General features: G+C 62.4%; 24 protein-coding genes. 11 read left to right on the plus strand and 13 right to left on the minus strand.

Annotated features, from left to right (window positions below; all coding sequences use genetic code 11):
* Window positions 1-50 precede the first annotated feature (50 nt).
* A complete protein-coding gene (locus QP915_RS01030) occupies window positions 51-3,791 on the plus strand; it encodes a multifunctional oxoglutarate decarboxylase/oxoglutarate dehydrogenase thiamine pyrophosphate-binding subunit/dihydrolipoyllysine-residue succinyltransferase subunit (protein WP_284767544.1) in 3,741 nt (1,246 codons plus the stop codon).
* Between the two features lie 462 nt (window positions 3,792-4,253).
* Here the strand turns inward: QP915_RS01030 and QP915_RS01035 are convergent, their stop codons facing one another.
* Window positions 4,254-4,994, minus strand: a complete 741-nt coding sequence (locus QP915_RS01035; protein WP_284767545.1) for a hypothetical protein — start codon at window positions 4,992-4,994, stop codon at window positions 4,254-4,256.
* Window positions 4,995-5,099: 105 nt separating this feature from the next.
* Between QP915_RS01035 and QP915_RS01040 the strand changes: the two genes are divergently transcribed.
* Window positions 5,100-6,230, plus strand: a complete 1,131-nt coding sequence (locus QP915_RS01040) for an Mrp/NBP35 family ATP-binding protein (RefSeq protein ID WP_284767547.1) — start codon at window positions 5,100-5,102, stop codon at window positions 6,228-6,230.
* Window positions 6,231-6,234: 4 nt separating this feature from the next.
* Here QP915_RS01040 and QP915_RS01045 read toward each other — a convergent pair whose 3' ends face one another.
* The 3 genes from QP915_RS01045 to sigE all read right to left on the minus strand — a co-directional run bounded on the left by QP915_RS01045 (window position 6,235) and on the right by sigE (window position 7,992).
* Window positions 6,235-6,789 (minus strand): twin-arginine translocase TatA/TatE family subunit, encoded by a 555-nt coding sequence (locus QP915_RS01045; RefSeq protein ID WP_284767549.1) that lies wholly within the window; start codon window positions 6,787-6,789, stop codon window positions 6,235-6,237.
* A gap of 23 nt (window positions 6,790-6,812) precedes the next feature.
* The gene (locus QP915_RS01050; RefSeq protein WP_034668126.1) at window positions 6,813-7,262 is read right to left on the minus strand and encodes an anti-sigma factor family protein; all 450 of its coding nucleotides are present in this window, start codon (window positions 7,260-7,262) and stop codon (window positions 6,813-6,815) included.
* 100 nt (window positions 7,263-7,362) lie between these two features.
* Window positions 7,363-7,992, minus strand: coding sequence for an RNA polymerase sigma factor SigE (gene sigE / locus QP915_RS01055; RefSeq protein ID WP_284767552.1), 630 nt, complete (start codon window positions 7,990-7,992; stop codon window positions 7,363-7,365).
* 151 nt (window positions 7,993-8,143) lie between these two features.
* On the opposite strand from sigE, the gene QP915_RS01060 reads away from it, so the two are divergent.
* Window positions 8,144-8,791: an O-methyltransferase gene (locus QP915_RS01060; protein WP_225747145.1), complete on the plus strand. Its 648-nt coding sequence runs from the start codon at window positions 8,144-8,146 to the stop codon at window positions 8,789-8,791.
* Here QP915_RS01060 and glgC read toward each other — a convergent pair.
* Entirely contained in the window at window positions 8,788-10,005 is a 1,218-nt protein-coding gene (gene glgC / locus QP915_RS01065; protein ID WP_239277895.1) for a glucose-1-phosphate adenylyltransferase, read from the minus strand. The two genes, QP915_RS01060 and glgC, sit on opposite strands and share 4 nt — an antisense overlap.
* Window positions 10,006-10,114: 109 nt before the next feature.
* On the opposite strand from glgC, the gene glgA reads away from it, so the two are divergent.
* Together glgA and QP915_RS01075 are read left to right on the plus strand one after the other, a co-directional pair.
* Window positions 10,115-11,269 carry a glycogen synthase gene (gene glgA, locus QP915_RS01070; RefSeq protein WP_284767553.1) on the plus strand — a complete coding sequence of 385 codons (1,155 nt, stop codon included), beginning with the start codon at window positions 10,115-10,117 and terminating at the stop codon, window positions 11,267-11,269.
* Window positions 11,270-11,281: 12 nt separating this feature from the next.
* The gene (locus QP915_RS01075; protein ID WP_284767555.1) at window positions 11,282-12,724 is read left to right on the plus strand and encodes a GH32 C-terminal domain-containing protein; all 1,443 of its coding nucleotides are present in this window, start codon (window positions 11,282-11,284) and stop codon (window positions 12,722-12,724) included.
* A gap of 333 nt (window positions 12,725-13,057) precedes the next feature.
* Here the strand turns inward: QP915_RS01075 and QP915_RS01080 are convergent, their stop codons facing one another.
* From QP915_RS01080 to dapE, 7 genes are read right to left on the minus strand one after another with little or no spacing between them, the layout of a single operon-like run.
* The gene (locus QP915_RS01080; protein WP_049377983.1) at window positions 13,058-13,924 is read right to left on the minus strand and encodes a methyltransferase domain-containing protein; all 867 of its coding nucleotides are present in this window, start codon (window positions 13,922-13,924) and stop codon (window positions 13,058-13,060) included.
* A gap of 9 nt (window positions 13,925-13,933) precedes the next feature.
* Window positions 13,934-14,101, minus strand: a complete 168-nt coding sequence (locus tag QP915_RS01085; RefSeq protein WP_005323535.1) for a DUF3117 domain-containing protein — start codon at window positions 14,099-14,101, stop codon at window positions 13,934-13,936.
* Window positions 14,102-14,113: 12 nt separating this feature from the next.
* Window positions 14,114-14,407 carry a DivIVA domain-containing protein gene (locus QP915_RS01090; RefSeq protein WP_005327512.1) on the minus strand — a complete coding sequence of 98 codons (294 nt, stop codon included), beginning with the start codon at window positions 14,405-14,407 and terminating at the stop codon, window positions 14,114-14,116.
* A 3-nt stretch (window positions 14,408-14,410) separates the two neighbouring features.
* Window positions 14,411-15,133 (minus strand): glucosyl-3-phosphoglycerate synthase, encoded by a 723-nt coding sequence (locus tag QP915_RS01095; protein ID WP_284767558.1) that lies wholly within the window; start codon window positions 15,131-15,133, stop codon window positions 14,411-14,413.
* On the minus strand, window positions 15,130-15,942 hold the full coding sequence (folP, locus tag QP915_RS01100; RefSeq protein ID WP_284767753.1) for a dihydropteroate synthase: 813 nt from the start codon (window positions 15,940-15,942) through the stop codon (window positions 15,130-15,132). Before folP ends, QP915_RS01095 begins: the two co-directional genes overlap by 4 nt.
* Window positions 15,943-15,956: 14 nt before the next feature.
* Window positions 15,957-16,721: an LOG family protein gene (locus QP915_RS01105; protein WP_198492838.1), complete on the minus strand. Its 765-nt coding sequence runs from the start codon at window positions 16,719-16,721 to the stop codon at window positions 15,957-15,959.
* Between the two features lie 3 nt (window positions 16,722-16,724).
* Window positions 16,725-17,813 (minus strand): succinyl-diaminopimelate desuccinylase, encoded by a 1,089-nt coding sequence (gene dapE, locus QP915_RS01110; RefSeq protein ID WP_284767559.1) that lies wholly within the window; start codon window positions 17,811-17,813, stop codon window positions 16,725-16,727.
* An 89-nt stretch (window positions 17,814-17,902) separates the two neighbouring features.
* On the opposite strand from dapE, the gene QP915_RS01115 reads away from it, so the two are divergent.
* From QP915_RS01115 to QP915_RS01140, 6 genes are all read left to right on the plus strand, one after another.
* Window positions 17,903-19,261 carry an amino acid permease gene (locus QP915_RS01115; RefSeq protein ID WP_284767560.1) on the plus strand — a complete coding sequence of 453 codons (1,359 nt, stop codon included), beginning with the start codon at window positions 17,903-17,905 and terminating at the stop codon, window positions 19,259-19,261.
* 17 nt (window positions 19,262-19,278) lie between these two features.
* A complete protein-coding gene (gene dapD, locus QP915_RS01120) occupies window positions 19,279-20,250 on the plus strand; it encodes a 2,3,4,5-tetrahydropyridine-2,6-dicarboxylate N-succinyltransferase (RefSeq protein ID WP_284767561.1) in 972 nt (323 codons plus the stop codon).
* Between the two features lie 99 nt (window positions 20,251-20,349).
* Window positions 20,350-21,681, plus strand: coding sequence for an amino acid permease (locus tag QP915_RS01125; RefSeq protein ID WP_350309418.1), 1,332 nt, complete (start codon window positions 20,350-20,352; stop codon window positions 21,679-21,681).
* 322 nt (window positions 21,682-22,003) lie between these two features.
* The gene (locus tag QP915_RS01130; protein WP_284767564.1) at window positions 22,004-22,861 is read left to right on the plus strand and encodes a DUF559 domain-containing protein; all 858 of its coding nucleotides are present in this window, start codon (window positions 22,004-22,006) and stop codon (window positions 22,859-22,861) included.
* Window positions 22,862-22,918: 57 nt separating this feature from the next.
* Complete coding sequence (locus tag QP915_RS01135) at window positions 22,919-23,128, plus strand: helix-turn-helix transcriptional regulator (protein WP_049377975.1); 210 nt, start codon at window positions 22,919-22,921, stop codon at window positions 23,126-23,128.
* On the plus strand, window positions 23,121-23,603 hold the full coding sequence (locus QP915_RS01140) for a transcriptional regulator (RefSeq protein ID WP_284767565.1): 483 nt from the start codon (window positions 23,121-23,123) through the stop codon (window positions 23,601-23,603). Before QP915_RS01135 ends, QP915_RS01140 begins: the two co-directional genes overlap by 8 nt.
* 198 nt (window positions 23,604-23,801) lie before the next feature.
* Here the strand turns inward: QP915_RS01140 and QP915_RS01145 are convergent, their stop codons facing one another.
* Window positions 23,802-24,365, minus strand: a complete 564-nt coding sequence (locus tag QP915_RS01145) for a GtrA family protein (RefSeq protein WP_284767566.1) — start codon at window positions 24,363-24,365, stop codon at window positions 23,802-23,804.
* Between the last annotated feature and the right edge of the window lie 10 nt (window positions 24,366-24,375).

Below are 24,375 nucleotides of genomic sequence, written 5' to 3' on the forward strand. Positions count from 1 at the left end.
GTGCAAAGGCCGCACTAAAGTCGAATAAACGACCATTTTAAAGCAGAGAAATGAGGCGAATACCTGCCGTGAGCACATCGAATATCTTCGGCCCCAATGCGTGGCTGATAGACGAGCAGTTCCAGCAGTACTCCAAGGACCCTAGCTCCGTAGATAAGGAGTGGCGCGACTACTTCGAAGCAAACGGCGCGCCCAAGTCTGAGGCACCTGCCAAGGAAGCCCCGAAGAAGCCGTCTAAGCCTGCCGCGAAGAAGACTGAGGGTACGACTACCGCCCGCAAGCAGGAGGCCCGCGAGACCAACGTGGATAAGTCCGTGGCCAAGGCGCAGGACAAGACCGCCAAGGCAAAGCAATCCGTAAAGAAGCCCGAGTCCCCGCTCGACCGCATTGCGGACTATAAGGGCGGCGAGGAGCGCCAGCTCAAGGGCATGTTCAAGGCCATTGCCAAGAACATGGAAGAATCCCTGGAGATTCCTACCGCTACCACCGTGCGCGATATGCCGGTCAAGCTCATGTGGGAAAACCGCTCCATGATCAATGACCACCTCAAGCGCACCCGCGGTGGCAAGATCTCCTTTACCCACATCATCGGCTACGCCATGGTTAAGGCCGTACAGCTGCACCCAGACATGAACGTGCGCTACGAGGAAAAGGATGGCAAGCCTTTTGTCATCCAGCCGGAGCACATTAACCTGGGCCTGGCAATTGACCTTCCGCAGAAGGATGGCTCCCGCGCATTGGTCGTCGCCGCCATCAAGGAGTGCGAGACCAAGTCCTTCTCCGAGTTTGTTGAGGCCTACGAGGACATCGTTACCCGTTCTCGCAAGAACAAGCTCACCATGGATGACTTCTCTGGTGTGACCATTAACCTCACCAACCCAGGCGGCATCGGCACCCGCCACTCCATCGCCCGCCTGACTAAGGGCGCCGGCTCCATTATCGGCGTGGGCTCCATGGATTACCCGGCCGAGTTCGCCGGCGCTTCCGCGGACCGCTTGGCAGACTTGGGCGTCGGCCGCCTGGTTACCCTGACCTCCACCTATGACCACCGCGTCATCCAGGGTGCGGAGTCCGGCGAGTTCTTGCGCACCATTGGCCAGCTGCTTGTCGACGGCGCCTTTTGGGACGACCTCTTCTCCTCCATGGGCGTGCCTTATGAGCCGTTCCGTTGGGCACAGGACGTGCCGAACTCCGGCGTGGACAAGAACACCCGCGTCATGCAGCTCATCGAGTCCTACCGCTCCCGCGGCCACCTGCTGGCTGATACCAACCCGCTGGGCTGGGTACAGCCGGGCCTGCCTAACCCGGACCACCGCGACCTCGACATCGCGACCCACGGCCTGACCATCTGGGATCTGGACCGCACTTTCAACGTCGGTGGCTTTGGCGGCAAGGAGCAGATGACCCTGCGCGAGGTGCTGTCTCGCCTGCGCGCCGCCTACACCCTGAAGGTCGGCTCAGAATACACCCACATCCTGGACCGCGATGAGCGCGGCTGGCTGCAGGACCGCCTGGAGGCGGGTATGCCGAAGCCGACCAACGCGGAGCAGAAGTACATCCTGCAAAAGGTCAATGCCGCCGAAGCATTCGAGAACTTCCTGCAGACCAAGTACGTGGGCCAGAAGCGCTTCTCCCTCGAGGGCGCCGAGACCCTCATTCCGCTGCTGGATTCCATCATCGATACCGCCGCCGGCCAGGATCTGGACGAGGTTGTCATCGGCATGCCGCACCGCGGCCGCCTGAACGTCCTGTTCAATATCGTGGGCAAGCCACTGGCCGATATCTTCGGCGAGTTCGACGGCAACTACAAGGGCGGCCAGCTCGGCGGCTCCGGTGACGTGAAGTACCACCTGGGCTCCGAGGGCCACCACCTGCAGATGTTTGGCGATGGCGAAATCAAGGTCACCCTTGCCGCCAACCCATCCCACCTCGAGGCCGTGGATCCGGTCATGGAGGGCATCGCCCGCGCTAAGCAGGACATCTTGGACAAGGGCCCAGAGGGCCACACCGTTGTTCCGGTCATGCTCCATGGTGATGCTTCCTTCACCGGCCTGGGCATTGTTCAGGAGACCATCAACCTGTCCCAGCTGCGCGGTTACACCAACGGCGGCACCGTCCACATCGTGGTCAACAACCAGGTAGGCTTCACCACCACCCCGGACTCCGGTCGCTCCACCCACTACGCCACCGACCTGGCCAAGGGCTTCGACTGCCCGGTCTTCCACGTCAACGGCGATGACCCAGAGGCAGTGGTCTGGGTTGGTCAGATGGCAGCCGAGTACCGCCGCCAGTTTGGCAAGGACGTCTTCATCGACCTCATGGTCTACCGCCTGCGCGGTCACAACGAGGCCGATGACCCATCCATGACCCAGCCGGAGCTCTACTCCGTCATCGACGAGCACAAGGCAGTGCGCGAGCACTACACCAACGACCTCATCGGCCGTGGTGACCTTTCCGCTGAGGATGCCGAGGCAGCCGCACGCGACTTCCACGACCAGATGGAATCCGTCTTTGCCGAGCACAAGGAAGCCGGCAAGGCTCGCCCGAAGGAGCAGACCGGCATCACTTCCTCCCAGGAGCTCACCCGCGGCCTGGATACTTCCATCACCGCCGAGGAACTCGCCGAGCTGGGTGCCGCCTACGGCAACCCACCAGAGGACTTTGAGTACCACAAGCGCGTGGGCAAGGTAGCCAAGGAGCGCGAGAAGTCCTCCCGCGAGGGCGGCATCGACTGGGGCTGGGGCGAGCTCATCGCCTTCGGTTCCCTGGCCGGCGAGGGCAAGGTTGTCCGCCTGGCCGGTGAGGATTCCCGCCGCGGTACCTTCACCCAGCGCCACGCCGTCACCTTCGACCCGCGCAACGGCAACGAGTACAACCCGATGCACGCGGTCGCCACCTCCAAGGGCAACGGCGGCAAGTTCATGGTTTACAACTCCGCTCTGACCGAGTACGCCGGCATGGGCTTCGAGTACGGCTACACCGTGGGCAACCCAGACGCTCTCGTGGCCTGGGAAGCACAGTTCGGTGACTTCGCCAACGGCGCCCAGACCATCATCGACGAGTACATCTCCTCCGGCGAGGCGAAGTGGGGCCAGCTGTCCAGCCTGGTACTCCTCCTCCCACACGGCTACGAGGGCCAAGGCCCGGACCACTCCTCCGCCCGCATCGAGCGCTACCTACAGCTGTGCGCTGAGGGCTCCATGACCGTGGCTCAGCCTTCCACCCCGGCTAACCACTTCCACCTGCTGCGCCGCCAGGCACTCGGTGAGATGAAGCGCCCGCTGGTCGTCTTCACCCCGAAGTCCATGCTGCGCAACAAGGCGGCCACCTCCGCCGTGGAAGACTTCACCGAGGTCAAGCGCTTCCAGTCCGTTATCAATGACCCGAACTTCGTTGATATCAACGGCAAGAAGGTCGGCGATACCGACAAGGTCAAGACCATCATGCTGGTCTCCGGCAAGCTGTACTGGGATCTGGAGAAGAAGCGCGAGGCCGATGGCCGCGATGACATCGCCATCGTCCGCGTGGAGATGCTCCACCCGATTCCGTTCAACCGCCTGCGCGAGGCATTCGAGGCTTACCCGAATGCCACCCAGGTCCGCTTCGTTCAGGACGAGCCGGCCAACCAGGGCCCATGGCCGTTCTACAACGAGCACCTGCGCACCCTGATTCCGGATATGCCGGAGCTGGTTCGCGTTTCCCGCCGTGCTCAGTCCTCGACTGCCACCGGTAACGCCAAGGTGCACCAGATTGAGCAGAAGAACCTGCTGGAAGAGGCCTTCGACATCTAGTCGCCTCTACCCCGTTTAAACCCCAGTGAGGACCTCCTCACTGGGGTTTATTCACGCCGACGCCAGCATTAATCCTGCTTCTGCTCTTGCTTCTGCCAGAGCACTTCCTCGGCCTTCTTGCCCTCTCACGTCCGTTCTCATCTCCCAATCCTTCGCGCTCACCAGCGGACCACTATTCTCTCGGTGATCGCTTTCCCATGAGAGCAAAGGGAGCGGGTTAAGAATTAGCGCGCCTACTTGATATGCCCAATCGTGTCGCGGATGCATGCCACTAAAACCAGGCAGCAATCCAAAGGCATTAGCGTCGGTATTCACAAGCGAGGAAGTGTTCCACGTCGAGTCACATGTGTGCTTGAGGGGTCGACTCCTGTGGAGCTGTTGGCCTGCCGGTTACTAACCGTCAGGAGCTCCGAACTGCCGACAAGCCCGGGAAACTCACACAAACCTGCCAACAGTCAAATATTAAGAACCAGTGAGATTCGACCCGCCGGAAGAATCGGAGTCGCCCTCTTCATGGGCGATGTCGACGCCGGAGGAATTCATCCAGGAGCGCACGACCTTCTCCACGCTGATGTCGTCGTTTTCTACCTCTTCGGCCATGTCAGAGATGTCTTTTTGGGTAATGAACTTAGTCAGCGAGGCCACTGCCTGGCGCTCTTCGCGGTCAAAGAGATCGTCTTGATAGAGCACCACGAAATTCTCTGGTAATTCGGGCTCGGCATCCTCGCAACCGCTTGCACCGGAAGGCTCGACCGTGGAGGTATCCGTGGGCAAGCTCGACATGAGCGCAATGTGGGTGCGGGCCAGGTAGTCCTCGCCGCCGGGCTCGGAGGCTTTCTGTGCCTTTTTGTAATCCTTAGAAATCGCCCGCGCCTCACCGGGATTGAGGATATTAAGGAACGCGCCGGTGCAGCCCACATAGAAATTGCCGCCCGGGTTCATGGAACGCCCACCCTTGGTCTCTTGGAAGATGTCTTCCTTCACAATGGACGCCTCGCGGCCCTGCCCCATCAGCTCCTGGCGGAAGATTTCCGCAAGGACAAGCTGGTCGGTCTCATTGGTATCCACCAAAATGCCAATGGGCTCGCTCTGGGGACTCTCGGCAAAGGGGTTGGTATCGAACTGGGAAGAGCAGCCGGAAAGCAGCGTTGCTGTCAACACCACACCGGCAACGGCGCGGGCGGGGCGGGTAAAGCTGCGCATAGCGATACTCTTCTCCTTATAGTTAGCGGCGCGTGAGCGTCTAGCTGATTCTACACCGAGGGTGTGTTTACCTCCTGTTGCGGCGTGACTAAGATGGCAAGGGTTATGTCTAGCGTTATTACTGAATCCGCCGTACGCGAGGCACTCTCCCGCGTCGAAGACCCCGAAATCGGCCGCCCCATCACCGAGCTCAACATGGTGAAGTCCGTTACCGTCACCGGTAATGACGTGGCCGTGGAAATTTACCTCACCATCGCTGGCTGCCCCATGAAGTCCACCATCGAGTCCAACACCCGCGCTGCGGTAGAGGATATCGAGGGCGTTGGAAACGTCACGGTGACGATGGAAGCCATGAGCGATGAGCAGCGTCGCGAGCTCAAGAAGAAGCTCCGCGGCGGCCAAGCCGAGCCGGAAATCCCGTTTGCAAAGCCTAATTCCACCACCCGCGTTTTCGCGGTGGCCTCCGGTAAGGGCGGCGTAGGCAAGTCCTCCATGACCGTAAACCTTGCCGCAGCGCTGGTCCAGAAGGGCCTCAAGGTTGGCATTGTGGACGCCGATATTTACGGCCACTCCGTACCTAACCTCTTGGGCTGCACCGACGGTCCTACCGTGCTCGATGATGAGATGCTGCTGCCACCGATTTCTCATGGCATCAAGCACATTTCCATCGGGCAGTTTGTGGAGGGTAATGCCCCAGTGGTCTGGCGCGGGCCCATGCTCCACCGCGCCCTACAGCAATTCCTGGCTGACGTATTCTGGGGCGACCTCGACGTGCTGCTCTTGGACCTGCCTCCGGGCACTGGCGACGTCGCCCTGTCCGTAGCCCAGCTCATCCCGAACGCGGAGCTACTCATTGTCACCACCCCGCAGGCCGCGGCGGCAGAGGTGGCAGAGCGCGCCGGTTCCATCTCCCAGCAGACCCGCCAGCGCGTGGCCGGCGTAATTGAAAACATGGGAGCCATGGTGATGCCGGATGGCTCCACCATGGATGTCTTTGGCTCCGGCGGCGGACAGATTGTGGCCGATCGCCTAGGCGTTATCTTGGGCCATGAGGTGCCGCTGCTGGCATCCGTGCCGCTGGATCCCACTTTGCGCAGCGGTGGCGATGCCGGCACGCCGATTGTTCTCGATTCCCCCGAGTCCCCCGCCGCCCAACAGATTCAGGCGGTGGCCGATAAGCTGGCCATCCGCTCCGATTCCCTGGTGGGCAAAAACCTCAACCTAGGCGTGAACTAACCCCCTAAGTTACATCGCCCCACAAGCCGCCGCCGGTGGATTCTTCCCCACCGCGTGGCGGCTTTTTCTCGGGCGCGGGCTGCTCCGTCGGCTGGGAGGCTTCGGTGTGTTGCTGCGGCTGGGGCTCTGGCTGCGGCTGCTCGGCATAGATCTGGGAGTAGTCGAAGCTCGGGCGCTGCTGCTGCGGTTGGGACTGCGGCTGTTGCTCCGGCTCCTGTGGCGCGGTAGCGGTTTTGACGTTTTCTGCCATTTTCTTGGGGTTGAAATCGTCCCAGGCGGAATCGTCGCCGTCGAAAAGCGCCTTGGTAATTGCACCCTTAGGGCCTAGGCGCGTCCACTGGGCAGCTTGGGTGAGCGGGCCGCGGATGTCATCGAATTCCGAGGTAATCGAGCCCATCTCGCCGTTGAGTTCCGCCTTGGCGTTATTGATAGCCTTGCGCGCCGCGTAGATGGCCGCGCGCACATCCTTAATCACCTCGGGCATGCGTTCCGGGCCGATGACGATGATGCCCAAGAGTACGATGACGAAAATCTCGGGCCAACCAATGGAAGAAAACACGGTTAAATACTAGTCCCTCACTCTTAGCCGCGCTGATTGTGCTTGATTGCGCGAACCACCATCTCCACCTTGTCCAAAAAATCCTGCTGCGGCCGGTGCACGGGCGTTGCCGCATCCGGCCCGGGCGCAACCTCTTCGGTGGCAATGCCCGCGAGTTTTGCCAGCAGGGATTGCGGCGCCTTGACCTTCGCGGAATCCGCGCAGTGGCGAACCCACTCCGAGGCATGGCGCTGCTGGTGCACATCCGCGCGGCATTCGGCGCAGTGCACCAAATGGATGCGCACGCGGTGCATGAATTTCGGCTCCATCTCCCCGTCGACGAAGGCAACGACAGCCTCAGGGCCAAGGTGCCCGATGGTATCGCTGCGCCGCGCCTTGGCTTTCGCCTTATCGCGGGCCTTGGCCTGGGCGGCATCGAATCCGCCGCGCACGCTCAGCGTGGACACGGTCCGGCGTCCTCGCAGCGAGTCCATCGACACCCTCCTCCACTAGTTGCTTGGCCTTCAGTGACACGGAAAGTCCCCGCCGGCAGCGGGGACTATGCAGTTTCTTTAAAGTTTAGCGCGCGGTGGTTTAACGCGTGCGCAGCAGCATGCGGGTTTCCGCATTGGTTTGCGCTTCCTTTTCGAGTGCCGCACGCAGCTGCGAGCGGCCACGGTGGATGCGAGAGCGCACCGTACCCATCTTGACGCCCAGGGTCTCCGCAATCTCGTCATAGCTCATGCCAACCACATCACACAGCACCACCGCCACGCGGAAATCGGGAGCCAGGCCATCGAGCGCGGACTGCAGCGCCGGGTCCAAGTTGGCCACAGTATAGGCCTGCTCTGGGGTCATATCCGTGCCGGGCACGCGCTCATAATCCTCCGGCAGGGCCTCCATGCGGATCTTGGAGCGATGGCGAACCATATCCAAGAAGAGGTTGGTGGTAATGCGGTGCAGCCAGCCTTCAAACGTACCGGCCTGGTATTTATCCAGGGAGCGGAAGACGCGCATGAAGGTTTCCTGGGTGAGATCCTCTGCATCGTGCTGGTTGCCGGAGAGGCGATACGCCAAGCGGTAGACGCCATCGGCATGTTCGGCTACGAGGTCACCCCAAGCGGGCATGTCGGCTTCGCCGGCATCGAACGCCGCGGTACCGGTCAACGCCGCCTCAGGGGTGGCGGACTGAAGGGATTCGGCATCGCGCTTCGTTGTTGTCATGCATGTCATCTTTCTATACTTCAAAGTGAAACTCCAGCCACAGTGCTGATAATTTCCTGTGAGTCCGTCACATCGTCCCCACCCACCACAACCTCGCTGGCTAGGCGCGTTTTTGCCACATCGGCGGACACTTTTCCCTAAGGTCTATTACGTGACTACTACCGCATATGAAGCACTGCGTTCTTATATCGAGACCACCAGCGAGCCCTCCGCAGCCCTGCGTGGCGCGCGCGACCACGCCGATGAGTACGGTCTACCCGTTCCAGATGAATCAACGGGCCAGCTGCTCACCACGCTGACGGCCGCCTCGGCCGGCTCTACCGAACGCCCCCAGTCCGTGGCGATCACCCCGGCCGCCAATGTGGTGGGCCTCTACCTGCTTGCTGGCATGCCCGATAATGGCATTCTGACCTGCATCGACCCCGAGGCTGAACACCAGCGCAGCGCTAAGACCGCCTTCCGCGAGGCCGGCTATGCGCCTTCGCGCGGCCGCTTTCTGCCGTCTCGCCCACTCGAGGTCATGGGCCGCCTGGCTAATGATGCCTACCAGGTCATCTACGCCGACGTCGCCGCGCTCGAGCTGCCCGCCATCATCAAGGCAGCGTGGCCACTGCTGCACCAAGGCGGCACACTGGTCTTGGCTAATTCTTTGCTCGATGGCACGCTTGCCGACGTCTCCCGGACCGACCGCGACACCGCCGCCGCCCGCGAAGCAGACGAGTACCTGCGCGAGCTCGAGGGCGCGAACGTCACCCGCTTGCCGTTGGGGTCCGGGCTCACCCTCGTTACGAAGCTCTAGACCTTCTGGTTTTTGCCGACGACAACCACGCCGCCGTCAGAAACCTTGAAGCGCTCCTCATCGCGCTCGCGGTCCACGCCGATAATTGCGCCATCGCTGACGACGACGTTCTTATCAAGGATCGCGCGGCGCACCACCGCACCACGGCCGATGCGCACGCCCGGCAGGATGACCGATCCTTCGACCGTGGCGCCATCGGCCACGTGGACATCGGACGCCAGCACGGAATTGCGCACCGTGCCGCCAGAGACGATGCAGCCCGGCGCCACCATCGAGGACTGCGCGATGCCATTTTGCACGAACTTCGCCGGCGGGAAATTGGAGTCATCCGTGGAGTGAATCGGCCAATTTCGGTTATAGAGGTTGAAGATCGGGTGCACCGAAATCATGTCCATGTGCGCTTCATAGAAGGAATCGATGGTGCCCACGTCGCGCCAGTAGCCGTGATCGCGCTCGGTAGACCCCGGCACCTCATTGGCCATGAAGTCATAGACATGCGCCTGCCCACGCTCCACAAAGTACGGGATAATATCGCCGCCCATATCGTGGGCGGAGTCCTCGTTCTTTTCGTCCTCCAAGAGGGCGTCAATAAGCGCCTGCGCCGTAAAGACATAGTTGCCCATCGAGGCATAGCTCATATTCGGATCATCCGGCGTGGCCGGTGGGTCCGCAGGCTTTTCCACGAACTCCGTGATGGTTCCCATGCCATCGGCCTGGATGCATCCGAACGCCGTTGCCTCCGAGCGCGGCACGCGAATGCCGGCCACCGAGCAATCCAGCCCCGTGGCAATGTGCTCTTCTACCATCTGCGCCGGATCCATGCGATAGACATGGTCTGCGCCGAAGACGATGACGTAGTCCGGATTCTCGTCATAGATGAGATTAAGCGACTGCACAATGGCATCCGCGGAGCCGTTGTACCACCGCTTGCCGCGGCGCTGCTGGGCAGGCACCGAGGCAATGTACTGCGGCGTCGGCCCTGCTAAGTTCCACGCCTGGGAAATATGGCGGTCCAGGGAGTGGGATTTGTACTGGGTCAGCACCGCAATCTTGAGGAAACCGGCGTTGACCAGATTGGACAGGACAAAGTCAATGAGGCGGTAGGACCCGCCAAAAGGCACGGCGGGTTTAGCGCGGTCTTCGGTCAGGGGAAAAAGACGCTTTCCCTCGCCGCCGGCGAGGACGATGGCTAGGACATTTGGCAGGCTTCTCACGTTTCCAAACCTAACCGCAAATCCCACATTTCGCAGCAGATATATGCACATTTCTACCCCCATCCCGTATTTCTGCACGCGGCACCAGAGATACGTATTCTGGGTGGGCATGAGAGCCGGAATCTTTTCCAAAGAATACCCGCCGGAAATCTACGGCGGGGCCGGAGTTCACGTAGCTGAACTCACCCGTTTTATGCGCGATATCATCGATGTCTCCGTGCACTGCATGGGCTCCCCGCGCGAAGAAGAAGACGTATTTGTCCACGGCGTGGACCCCGCACTTGAGGGTGCTAATGGCGCGCTTAAGACCTTGTCCACTGGGCTTCGCATGGCCGATGCCGCCTCCGATATCGACATCGCCCATTCCCACACGTGGTACACGGGTCTTGCCGGCCACCTCTCCGCCCAGCTCTACGATATTCCGCATGTGGTCACCGCCCACTCGCTGGAGCCGCACCGCCCGTGGAAGCGCGAGCAGCTTGGCGGCGGCTATGACGTTTCCTCGTGGTCCGAGAAGAACGCCATGGAATATGCCGACGCCGTCATCGCCGTCTCCGCCGGTATGAAGGACTCCATCCTTGATGCTTACCCACGGATCGACGCCTCCAAGGTCCACGTTGTCCTCAACGGCATCGACACCGAGCTGTGGCAGCCGCGTGAGGGGGATGTGTTGGACAAGCTGGGCGTCGATAAGCAACGCCCCATCGTTGCCTTCGTCGGCCGCATTACCCGGCAAAAAGGCGTGAAGCACCTGTTGCAGGCGGCGCAGAAATTCGACCCGGACATCCAGCTGGTGCTGTGTGCCGGCGCGCCCGATACGCCCGAAATCGCGGCGGAGACCGAGGCGCTGGTGGATGAGCTGCGCGCCCAGCGCGATGGCATTTTCTGGGTCAAGGACATGCTCCCGCGCAACGAGGTCCAGCAGATTTACTCCGGCGCGGATGTGTTTGTCTGCCCGTCCATCTACGAGCCGCTCGGAATCGTCAACCTGGAAGCCATGGCCTGCGGCACGGCCGTTGTCGCCTCCAACGTAGGCGGCATTCCGGAGGTTGTGGTCGATGGCGAAACTGGTGTGCTGGTGCCTTACGACGCCGCCGCTACCGCCGCCTTCGAAGCCGACCTCGCCGCCGCCGTCAATGACCTCGCCGCCGATAAAGAGCGCGCCGCCGATTTCGGCCGCGCCGGCCGCGAGCGCGCCATTCGCGATTTCTCTTGGGCTACCATTGCCGCCCAGACCGTCGATATCTACCGCAGCTTGATTTAAGGAAGGATAGCCGTGACAACTCACCGCCCCGAACTGCATTTTGTCCCCGAAGACGGCGTCCTCGACGCCCCCGCTGGTATCCTGCGCGACGGCGATACCTGGCACCTGTTCTACCAGTACCGCCCCACCGCAGACTCCCCTGCCCGCTGGGGACACACCTACTCCGAAGAGTCTCCCTTTGATTGGTTGGACTGCGACGATGCCCTCGCCCCCGTCGGCGGCGAGCTCTCCCTGCGCGCAGGTTCCGTAGCCCAAGGCCCGGACGATATCCATCTCTACTTCACCTCCGTGACCGCCGCCGGAATCGCCGTTCACCTCGCCCGCTACGCTGACGTGGACGAGATCTGCGAGGTCTCCGACGACCCTCAAGCGCTCGACCCCAATGTCGTCCGTTTTGGCGAGGTCGTAGGCAATACCCGCAACTTTGATCACTTCCGCTCGCCCTGCGTGGTGCCCGATTGGGCCTCCGAGGACCGCGATGCCGGCCACGATGGCTGGCTCATGCTAGCGCTCACCGGCCACTCCGACGCCCCGGTTCCCGTCATCCTCGAGTCCGCCGATGGCGTGTCTTGGCACCTGCGCGGCGGCCTCAAGTTCGACGGCAACCCTGGCTTCCTCGAGGGCGAAGTCCCCGCCACCTCGCCCATCCCGCCGGTCGTCTCGCCGCGCTTGGTCCGCCTGCGCGATGAGGTCGACGGCAATATCTACGACGTCCTCTTCGTCACCCTAGAGCGCGGCGGCCGCGACGTCTCCGGCTACCTCGTCGGCCGACTGGAGGGCACCACCTTTACCGTGGCCTCCGGCTTCCGCCGGGTGGACTTCGGCCATGATTTCTCCCGTCCGCGCAGTACCAACACCACCACCGGCACTCTCAACCCAGAGCAGCGCTACGAGCGCGCTGTCATCGTCGGCCTCCTCAACGGCAACGGCCGCGGCGACGACGCCACCGCGCACGCCTCCTGGGAGGCCGAAGGCTGGGCCAATGCCCTGTCCCTGCCTCGCCGGGTCACCCTCGAGGGCGGCGTCCTCTACCAAGCACCCGCCCGCGGCCTGCCCGATGCCGTCAAGCTGTCCGATTACGCCCGTTCCTGGACCGGCGTCATGGAGGTCCCTTCCGGTTCCTGCGTAACGGTCACTCTTCTCGACGGCGCCGGTGACCCCGCCGCCACCATCTGCCACTCCGGCGATGACATCAGCCTCGATCGCTCCATGAACAAGGCCTTCGACCACTGTTTCGCTGATTCCGACCCCGCCACCGCCACGCTTGCCGAAGGCGACTCCGATACCCTAACCATCATCCAAGACGGCTCCACCGTTGAGGTATTCGTCGACGGTGGCCTCATCGCGATGGCCTCCCGCGTCTACTTCGAAGGCGGCTGCTCCGGCCTGCGGGTCGAGACCTCCGGCGAGGCCGTCATCGAGCAGGACTGGCAGCGCTCCGGTTCCAAGCTCTAACCCCCCAGCTCTCAGCGCCGCCTCACCCGGCCCGTCCCTCCCCGCCCTTCGCGCTCACCGGCGTGGCCGCCCAGCGCGGTTCCGCCTCTCCTGGTGAGCGGCAAGGGCGGGGTTGCGCGTTTTCGGCCTCACTCCGCTGGGCCGCGTCTCCCCTCGCTCCCTCACACGCGTCCTTCGCGCTCACGGGAAGATGCTGGGGCGTCGGAAAGCGTGTGCCGGTGAGCGGCAAGGGGGAAAACCTCCCCTCGCGCTCACTGGGGAGACGAAAAGAACCACCCCACGCGCTTCCGGTGAGCGCGAAGGGCGGTGGAGGTGGCTGTGGCCGACCGGGAGCTAGACGGCGCGGAGGCGATCCAAGCGGGCGCGGGCGGTGACCGTGAGCGTCGGGGGCAGCGCGGCCATGCGCTCGGCGAGTTCGCCGGCGCTGATGTGGCGCGCGGACGGGCTCATGCCCACCTGAGCTGCGACGGAGGCCTTATCAAGCTCGATGGGGAACGAGATATCGACCGGGTCGGCCGCCTGCTCGAGGAAGCCCTCGGCCTGCTCATACATGCGCTCGACCTTGCCTTCTTCCACGCCGAGGATGCCGAGCGGCTCGCGCAGCTCATCCAGGTGTCCAGCGCCGGGCGTCAAGACGATGACCTGGCCGCCCGGGGCGAGCACGCGTTGGAATTCGGCGGGATTGCGCGGGGCGAAGACGACGGAGATTGCGTCGACGGACTCATCCCGGATAGGCAGGCGCTCCCATACATCGGCCACGACGGCGCCGACGCGCGGGTGGCACTTGGCCAAGTGTTTCGCGGCGTGCGGGGAAATGTCGAGGCCGACGCCGCGGGCCTCCGCGATGGAGTCCAGAGTATGGGCCAGGTAGTAGCCGGTGCCGGCGCCCACCTCGAGGAGGGAGGCGGGCTTGGACTCGGCCAAGGAGGCGGAATCCAGTGCGTCCTGGACGGCCCCGGTTACCGCCTCAACGAAGGGCGCGAAGTGGCCCATGGCCAGATAGGTCTCACGAGCGTTGACCATATCCATGTCATCGCCCTTGTGCTTGAGCCCGGCGCCAGCGGCAAGGGTGACATAGCCCTGCTTGGCCACATCAAAAGAGTGGCCGGATTCCGAGACGAGTCGAGAGAAATCATCGGCACCAGAAAGCGCGGTGCCATCGTTGGGATCGGCCAGAATGTCGACGATATGAGAAAGCATGTACCTAGACTAGCTAGAAACCTCGGTCAACAGGGAACCGAGCTCGGCGGCTTCGTCCTTGCTCAGCTCGATGACGATGCGTCCGCCGCCATCCGAGGGGATGCGCATTACAATTTTGCGGGACTCCTCTACTGCTTCCATTTCTCCGCCCGTGGTGCGCGGCTTCATTGCTGCCATAGTGAGTCTCCTTTAGTTAACTTCTTTTCCTTCCAGCTTAGACCTTTTCTGCGCGGAAGATAGTTGTTCCTCCAGTTGCGCGAGAAGATCGTCCACCTGATCCTGGCGGTATCCACGGGGAACAACCTCAAATTTTACCTGGTCAAGGCGGCCTTCACGGAGGGCGGCGCGGTTATTTTCCCGCACCTTCTGCGGCTCGTCGAGCGGGTGCATGACCTCGCCGCGGCCAAAAATGGAGCCCCAAACCCAGGTACCGATGACGGTCAGGGCGATCAGGACGAGGAGGAGCATAATCCAAGACAGCATGGCTTAAACCTTACCTTTTAGCGGCGGGCGTTGAGCAACGGGCGCGAGGACCCCGGCGCGGGCGAGCAGCGTGCGCGCGACTACCTCGGCCATCGGCACCAGCTCGTGCAGCGGCCGGTTGCGGTGTACCCGCGTGCCCAAGTCTACCTGTGCCACTACGCCCCGCTTGCCGACGTCCACCAGTAGCCCCGCTTCCACCCCATACCCCTCCACGAAGGGCAGTTCTAGGGCGGTGGCGCGGCGCAGGGCGTATTCGCCTCCAAGAGGCTGATCGATGTGGGCGAGATCGGGAAAGAACTGCTTAATGAGCGGCTTGGCAGTCAGTTCAGTCACGCGGCCGCCGCCGGTGGGCTGGCCGTTGAGGCTGCGGCGGTAGCGGGCTTTGACCATCTCCACCGCGGGGTCGGCGAAGGGCGCGGCCAAGGCAGTGACCATGCCGGGCGCGGCGGATTCGAGGTCGGCGTCGACAAAGACGACGATATCTCCCTTCGCCGCGGCAACCCCGCGCCAGAGGGATTCGCCCTTACCGGGTCGCGGTTCCTCAGGGAGGATATCGCGCCAATTGCGCACATCCGCTCCGGCAGCGGCAGCGCGGGAGGCGGTGGCGTCGGTGGAGTCGGCGTCGATGACGAGCACCTCGAGCGGTTCATCGGCGAGGCAGGCGCGCACGACGTCTGCGACGGTACCCTCCTCGTTGAGCGCTGGAATGATAACGGAGACGGTCATGCAAGGCCTCGCGTGGTTGCTAGCGGGGCGACCTCGCCTTGGATGGCGGCAGTCATACGGATGACATCGGCAGTCTCGGCCACCTCGTGCACGCGAAAGGCGGCCACGCCGCGGGCGGCGGACCACGCGGTGGCGGCCAGGGTGCCGGCCACACGCTCGCCTACCCCGCGGTCGAGCGTCTCGCCCACGAAGTCCTTATTGGATAGCGCCATGAGCACCGGCCAACCGGTGGCCACGACCTCGTCGATACGCCGCAGGAGCTCGAGCCCGTGGAAGGTGTTCTTGCCAAAGTCATGCGTCGGATCGATGAAGGTCAGTTCCTCCGGGCAGCCGAGGGAGGCGGCGCGCTCGGCCAGTTGGGTGGTTTCCGCGATGACATCGGCCACCACGTCGTCGAAGTGGACGCGATGCGGTCTGGTGCGCGGGGTGATGCCGCCGGTGTGCGAACACACGTAGCCCACACGGTGGTGGCCGGCGACCTCGATGAGCCCGGGGTCCCAGCCGGCCCACGTGTCATTGACTAGGCCGGCGCCGGCTGCGACGGCGGCCTCTGCCACCTCGCTGCGCCAGGTATCGACGGAGATGAGCACATCCGGGTGGCGCTCGTGCACCTCCTCGATGATCGGCACCACGCGGTCGATTTCCTCCGCCGCGTCCACGGCCTTGCCAGGACCAGCCTTCACGCCACCAATATCGACGATTGACGCACCGGCCGCAATCACCTCATCGCAGCGGCGCAGCGCCGGGTCAAGGTCAAAGGTTGCGCCCTTGTCATAGAAGGAATCCGGGGTGCGATTGACAATCGCCATCACACGCGCGAGGCTCAACGCGGCTCCCTAATGCGCTTATCACTCATGACTTGGTGGCGCTGGATGATGTGGGAGAGGGCCTCATCGGGGTCGTCGGTAAGCAGGAAAAGCTCCCGGTCGCCCTCGTTGATATACCCGCTGGCCGCGAGCGTGTTGTCCATCCATTCCAGCAGGCCGGACCAGTACTCAGTGCCCATGAGCACGATGGGGTAATTGGTCACCTTTCCGGTCTGCACCATGCACATGACCTCGAAGAACTCATCCATCGTGCCCATGCCACCAGGTAGGCAAATGAAGGCCTGCGAGTACTTCAAGAACATCGTCTTGCGAGCAAAGAAGTAGCGGAAATTCAGGCCCAGATCCACATACTCGTTAAGCCCCTGCTCGTGGGGCAGCTCGATGCCCAGGCCCACGGAGAGCCCGCCGGCCTCATGGGCGCCGCGGTTGGCTGCCTCCATGATGCCGGGGCCGCCGCCGGTGATGACGGCATAGGAGTGCTCGGCCAGCTTGCGGCCAACCTCGACGCCCAACTGGTAGCTCGCATCCTCCGGCGTGGTGCGCGCGGAGCCGAAGACGGTAACGGCCTTCGGCAGCTTGGAAAGCGCATCGAAGCCAGCGACGAACTCGCCTTGGATGCGCAGGACGCGCCACGGATCAGCATGCTGCCACTCATGGTCCGCGCCGGACTCCAAGAGCCGCTGATCAAAGGTGGAGGCCTGCTCGCCTTCGGTGCGCAGCAACATCGGGCCGCGCAGGGTGCGCATCTGCTCAGGGGTCATGGTCTATCCCTTCAGGTAGTTCAAGAGGGCGGTGGATACTTCGGTGATCTGCGCGGTAGGAACCTGCTCGTCCTTCTTATGCGCAAACCCGGGGTCACCAGCGCCGAAGTTTACTGCCGGGGTGCCCATTTCGGAGAAGCGGGCGACGTCGGTCCAGCCATACTTGGCGCGGACGTTGCCCCCAACGGCGTCGATAAGCGCCTTGGCCGCTGGTTGGCCCAAACCGGGCTGGGCGGCCGGTGCGATGTCATCGATCTCGATGGTGATGTCTTCTTCCTCGCCGATAATGGACTTCATGTAGTCCAGCGCCTCGTCGCTCGTGCGATCCGGCGCGAAGCGGAAGTTTACAAACATCCATGCTTCATCCGGCAGCGTATTGGTGGCCACGCCGGACTCGAGGTGGACGATGTTGAGGCCCTCGCGGTAGGTGCAGCCATCGATGGTGACATCGCGGGATTCATAGGCGGCGATGCGGCTCATAATGGGCGCGAGCTTGTGTGCTGCGTTGGAGCCGAGCCAGGCGCGGGCCGAGTGCGCGCGGGTGCCGTGGGCGGTAACGCGCAGGCGGATGGAGCCCTGGCAGCCAGCCTCCACCATCGCGCCGGAGGGCTCACCCAGCAGCGCGAAATCGCCCTCGAGCCACTCCGGGTGGTCCTTTTGCAGGTGGCCCAGGCCATTAAATTCAGTTGCTACTTCTTCGCCCTCGTAGGCGATGACGGTGAGGTCATGCTTGAGCTCGTCCGCTTCGTGCAGCTGGGCAAAGGCATTGAGGTAGACTGCCATGCCGGACTTCATGTCCACAGTGCCGCAGCCCCACATAACCTCTACCCCGTCTTCAGAGGTTTCCATGTGATGCGGTACATTTTCTGCCAACGGAACGGTATCAATGTGGCCGGCGAGTACTACGCGGGAATCTAGCCCGCGGTTCGTCCGGGCGCACACGGTATTGCCGTAGCGGGCAACCTCGACGTCCAATCCGCGCAGCGCTTCTTCGATGGCGTCTGCGATGGCCTCCTCATGGTGGGAGGGGCTCGGAATATCCACGAGCGCCTTGGTTAGTTCGATGGGGTCTGCATATAGATCTAAAGTCACAAAGCGCCATGCTAGCGCTCCGCGCAGCTCACCGCATTGTGTAAAGTTCACTTCACTGCAAATAATTCGTCCTCCCTAAGGTGATAACAATGGCCGAAGCCACTCAATTGAAATCCCGTCATCTCACGATGATGGGCCTTGGCTCCGCCGTGGGCGCAGGCCTCTTCCTCGGCGTGGGCCTCGGCATCCAGATTTCCGGCACCTCCGTCCTCATCTCCTATGCCGTAGCCGGCGCGCTCATCGCACTAGTGATGTGGATGCTGGGTGAAATGGCCGCCGCCCGCCCCTCTTTGGGGTCATTTTCCACCTACGCCGGCCAGGCCTTCGGTCACTGGGCGCGCTTTACCATGGGGTGGATTTACTGGTTCATGCTGATCATGGTCATGGGCGCCGAAATCACCGGCGCGGCCGCCATCATTTCCAACTGGTTCGATATTGCCCCGTGGATTCCAGCGCTTATTGCCGTGGCCTTCTTCGCGGTGGTCAACTTCGCGGCCGTGGGCGGTTTTGGTGAGTTCGAGTTCTGGTTCGCCATCATCAAGGTCGGAGTCATCGTCGCCTTCCTAGTCATCGGCGCACTCATGGCGCTGGGCATCCTGCCGGGCATGGATGTCTCCTTGGCCGGTACCAATTTCACCGATAATTTCCTGCCTAATGGCATGCCGGGCTTCGCCGCCGGATTGCTGGCCGTCGCCTTTGCCTTCGGCGGCATCGAGCTGGTGACCATCGCGGCCGCCGAGTCCGAGGATCCGGCGCATAACGTCGCCACCGCGGTGCGCGCCATCATCGTGCGCATCATGATTTTCTACATCGGCTCTATCGTGGTGATCACCATGGCGCTGCCGTTTAGCTCCATCCAGGACGCCGATGTCGCGGCCGATTCCCCCTTCACCCTAGTGCTCGCGGCCGCCAAGATTCCCTTCGCGGCAGGCTTCATGGAGGCCATTATCGCCCTCGCCCTGCTCTCCGCCTTCAACGCGCAGATTTACGCCACCTCCCGCCTGGTCTTTGATATGGCCAAGGACCACTGCGCCCCGGGATTTTTCCTCAAACAAAATCGCGCCGGCTCCCCCATCAACGCAGTCATCTTGTCCATGGTCTTCGCCTTCGCTTCGGTGGGTCTACAGTTCTGGAACCCGCCGGGACTCCTGGCATTCCTCTTCAACGCCGTTGGCGGGTGCCTGCTGGTCATCTGGTCCTTCATCGTGGCTTCCTTTATTAAGCTGCACCCCGTGCTGCGCAAGAACGGCGAGCTGACGGAAATCCACGTGCCCGGCTTCCCCTGGCTACCCTGGATCACGGCCGCCGCCCTGGGCGGACTAACCCTGCTGATGCTCTTTGATCCGGCCGCGCGCAACCAGGTCATCTCGGTTCTCATCCTGGCTGCGGTGCTCGTCATCTTGTCCTTTGTGCTTCCCACCGGCCAGCGAGCGGGGGCGCAGAATTAGTTGCTAAGCTAGCGGGCATGACTTCTGCATCCGCACGCGGCCTAGCAACCATTACCCATGACGGCACCGTCTTGGACGTATGGTTCCCGGCCGTATACACCGATAAGAACGTAGAGACCACCGAAACCAAGCGCTTGGAGGAGGTACCCCAGCAGTTCTCCGCACTGGCAGGCCCGGACGAGGAGCGTGGCGTGGCCCGCGTTGCCGTTGAGACCTCCATCAAGGATCTGGATGACGCCCCCGTCGATACCTACGATGCTTACCTGCGCCTGCACCTCCTGTCCCACCGCGCGGTCAAGCCACACGGCCTGAATATGGACGGTATCTTCGGCCACCTCAATAATGTGGTCTGGACCAACTACGGTCCGTGCGCCGTATCCGATTTCCAGATGGTGCGCGGCCGCCTGGCCTCCCGCGGTCCGGTCGTTGTTTACTCCGTGGACAAATTCCCCCGCATGGTCGACTACGTTGTGCCGTCCGGCGTCCGCATTGGTGACGCAGACCGCGTGCGCTTGGGCGCCCACCTGGCTGAGGGCACCACCGTCATGCACGAGGGCTTCGTCAACTTCAACGCCGGCACCCTGGGTGCCTCCATGGTGGAGGGCCGCATCTCCGCGGGCGTCGTCGTGGGCGATGGCTCCGATATCGGCGGCGGCGCGTCCATCATGGGCACCCTATCCGGCGGCGGCAAGGAGGTCATCTCCATCGGCGAGCGCTGCCTCCTCGGCGCCAACTCCGGCATTGGCATTTCGCTTGGCGACGACGCCGTGGTCGAAGCCGGCCTCTACGTCACCGCCGGCACCAAGGTAGCCGTCTTTGGCAAGGTGGCGGAAGCACTGGGCGTCGACAATGGCGAGAGCGTCAAGGGTTCTCAGCTCTCCGGTGCCTCCGGCATGCTACTGCGCCGCAACTCCGTCTCCGGTGCGGTTGAGGCCGTGGAGTGGAAGGCCGAGGCCGTCGCGCTCAACGACGAGCTGCACAAGAATTAACACCCCCGATTCCTATCGCCCAATCGGGCAAAATAGGATGGAGGGGTGACTGATAACTCCTCCACCCTCGGTTCTGGCCTGAAGGTCCGCCACCTGACGATGATGGGGCTAGGCTCCACCATCGGTGCCGGACTTTTCTTGGGCACCGGCGTCGGCATTTCCGCCGCCGGCCCCGCCGTGCTCCTCGCCTACGTCATCGCTGGCTTTCTGGCCATTTTGGTGATGCAGATGCTGGGCGAGATGGGCACTGTTATCCCCGCCTCCGGCTCCTTTTCCGAATACGCCGAACACGGCATCGGCCGCTGGGCGGGCTTTACCCAGGGCTGGATTTATTGGCTAGCCACCGTCGCCGTGCTCGGCGCCGAAATCACCGGCGCGGCCGGCTTCATCGGCTCCTGGTTCAACGTCTCGCCGTGGATCCCCGCCGCCATGTGCGTGGTCCTCTTCGGCATCGTCAACCTGCTGCGCGTGCGCAGCTTCGGCGAATTCGAGTATTGGTTCGCCCTCATCAAGGTCGTTGTCATCGTGGCCTTTCTCATTATCGGCGTGCTGCTCATCCTGGGCCTCCTGCCCGGCCATTCCTTTATCGGAACCTCCGTCTTCCTGGAGGACGGCTTCATGCCCAATGGCCTCGGCGGCGTCGCGGCCGGCCTGTTGGCCGTAGCCTTCGCCTTCGGCGGCATCGAGGTGGTTGCCATCGCTTCTGCCGAATCCGAGGACCCCGAAAAGTCCCTAGTCAACGCCGTGCGCTCCACCATCTTGCGCATCTCCGTGTTCTACCTGGGCTCCGTCCTCGTCATCACGTTCCTCTTGCCCTATTCCATCCTGGGCGGTGCCTCCTCGGCCGCGGAATCCCCCTTCACCATGGTCCTCGAACGCGCCGGCATCCCGGGCGCGGCCGGCATCATGGAAGTCGTCATCGTCCTCGCGCTACTCTCCGCCTTTAACTCTCAGATCTACGCGTCCTCCCGCATGATGCACTCCCTAGCCTCCCGCGGCGAGGCCCCGCGCATCTTCACCACCACCAATAAGGACGGCGTTCCCACCACCGCCATCGGCCTGTCCGTCCTCCTCTCGGCCATCATGGTGGTGCTCAACTACGCCGATACCGGCTGGCTCCTTACTTTCATGCTCAACGCCGCCGGCGCCTCCCTGCTCATCGTCTGGGTCTTCATCGCCGTCAGCCAACTGCGCCTGCGCCGCCGGCTCGAGGCCCTCCATCCCCTCCCCATCCGCATGTGGGCCTTCCCCTACCTCACCTGGTTCGCCCTCGCCCTCTTTGCGGCCATCGCGGTGCTCATGCTTACCGACGCCACCGCCCGCACCCAACTCCTCTCCGCCGCCGCCATGTTCGCGGTGCTCGCCCTCGCCGGCGTCATCAATTCCAAAGTTCGCGGCATCAACCCGACCTCGACGCTGCCCCTCACCTAGCCCCTTGTCCTAGGGAGCTCACCTCGCCTCCTCCCTCCCTCTCGGCTACTCCCCGCCCCGCCCTTCGCGCTCACCGGCACGAGGCTGGGTCTCTCTTTTCGCCCCCTCGTGAGCGCCAAGGGCGAGCTTTCCCACGCCCCTCCCGCCGCGCTCACGGGGAGCACAAATCAGGGCCACCCGGGGTCGCCGGTGAGCGCGAAGGGCAGTTATCCACAGCCATCCGGACCACCAGCAGAAAATCGCCCCCCCGAACCCCGGGTTATCCACAGGATGCTGCGACGCGCATAGCTCCAGCCGGACACGACCGCTTAGGTTAAGTCCCATGGGGGAATGGACTACCGCGGAACTACGCGGGCAAGGTTTGAGCAAGGATGCGATTCGTCGCAAGGTGCGCGAGGGGACGCTCTTTCGCGTGCATCGGGGGATTTATACCGATGAATGGACGCCCTGGGCGGTGGCGCGGGCGCTGGCGCATGGGCTCAGCCGCATCCATTTCACGGGAAAGACGGCGCAGGAGATTTACCTCGGCCGGCAGCTGTCGTTTCCTCTGGAAGCGGAGGGACCGCGCACTTTGAAGGGGAAGAACTTTCGCGTTTCGCACTCGCGACTTCAAGCCACGCACAATGTCAACGGCCTTCCGGTGGTGCAACCGTTGTGGGCCGCGCGTAAGATTTCGCGGGCCTGCAGGCCTCTTTTGGAAGAACACTACCGGGGAAAGCACGGACCCGGCCGTCTAGAAAAGGACCGTCGGCGAATGCGGCGCGTCCCGAGGTCCCTAAAGGAGACGATCCGGCACGCCGCGATTGGAGCGGATAGCCCACCGGAGCGCATTTTAAGCAGAAAGCTGCGCACTGAAGGAATTCTCCCAGAACACAATGCTCTCATTGCGGGGTACCGCTTTGATCTCAGGATTGGAAGGCTCCTTGTAGAAGTCGATGGCTGGGAATACCACAAACACAGCGTGGCCTTTCAAGCCGACCGCTCCAAACAAAACGCGGCCGTCGCCCACGGATATACGGTCTTGCGCTTTACTGCCGACGACATCAACTACCACCTCAGCGAAGCCATACTTCTCATCAAAGCCACCCTTGACGTGCTAAAAGGCCGCAACCCTGAGCTTCCGACCTCAGCAGCTCAGCCTTATTGGAAGTGGCATCTATGTGTGAAACATTTGCCTTAATAACAACTACCCTTTACATTAGGACATGTAAGCAAGACACAGAGTAAAGGAGTCCAGATGGCCGACCACCCCAACATGGTCCGCAAATGGCGCCGCTGGCTCGAATTATCCCAAGCCGAACTCGCTGAAAAAGCCGGCGTCTCCCGCCAGACCATCGCCAATATCGAACGAGGCAATTACTCCCCTTCCGTGCACCTCGCACTGGACATTTGCCACGAACTAGGTAAATCCGTCGAAGAAATCTTTGGAGCTGAACAACATGATTAACGCCATTGCCAACTACTCCCTCAATGAAATCGAGCGCGCCACTCGCGATGAATTCGAACGCGACACGCTCTATAAAGCCTGCGCAATCGGCATGACCCCGATCCCATTCCTCGAGCTCATCGTTGCCGCGATCCTCGCCTGGGTACTCCCTAGCCAAATGAGTATGCTGTGCTTCCTCGCGCTCGTACCATCCATCCTCGGCAATTCCATCGGCACAGCTTGGATGCGCAAGCGCGTCGCCACCCCGCTAGTGAGCCGCAACTGGACGGCAATGGCCGTCTACTTCATCCCGCTCATTGCCATGTTCACCGGCATTGCCTATAACGCCTACGCGCCTGCCGACGGCCACAGCCCCGCCTCTTACCTCCTCGGCGCCGCCGTCGGTGTCATCACCGTCCTCATCCTCACCCCCTTCATTCGTCGCCGCCAGCACCGCCGCGACCAGGCTCGCCTGGATGCCGAGCTCGAAGACTAATCCCCCTCCCACCCCTTCCCTTCACCCGCCCTTCGCGCTCACCGCGGACGGCGGGTTCTCTCGTTTTCACCCCCGCCGTGAGCGCGACGGTAGGTTCCTCCCCTTTGCCGCTCACCGAGAGCAAGAAAAAGCCCCACCACCGTGCGCTGGTGAGCGCGAGGGGCGATGGGGTGGGGCGAAGCTTGACAGAGGGCCAGGCTAGGCAGGCTCGGTTTCGTGAATTACCTGCGGCGTCTTCGGCTTCGAGCGGAAGGTCCACAGCTTATTCAAAATGAAATTGATCGGCATGGCAGCAATGATGGAAATTGCCGATGCCCAGTACACCTTTGTACGCAGACCGGTTGAATCATCCAGAATGTCTGAGGGCAAATGCAGCGGCGAAGTCGGGTTCATCAACAATGTCGCCACGACTTGGCTTACGAGGAAAGCTCCAACGCCAGCGAGCAGGAATGGGAAGAAGCCACGCAGCCAGGACACTTTCGTGACTGAGCGGAAGGTCCACATTCGGTTGAGTTGGTAGTTCCAAGTGTTCGCGACCAAGAAGGCGATAGTCAGGAACACGTGATACCAGCGGATATGAAAAACGGAACCAAAGAGGTTGATAAATGGATCGTCCGCATCAATGCCGCCGGACCACCAAGTAATCTTTCTGCACAAGTAAACTACGAAAAGATTGACAACGGCACCGGAACCGCCAACGATGCCGAATTTGAGAAACTGCCCAAAATTGGACACAAAGCGCGCGACGCTGAGATCTGCCATGGGCCGCCTT

Source organism: Corynebacterium sp. MSK158, from assembly GCF_030229085.1.
GTDB lineage: Bacteria > Actinomycetota > Actinomycetes > Mycobacteriales > Mycobacteriaceae > Corynebacterium.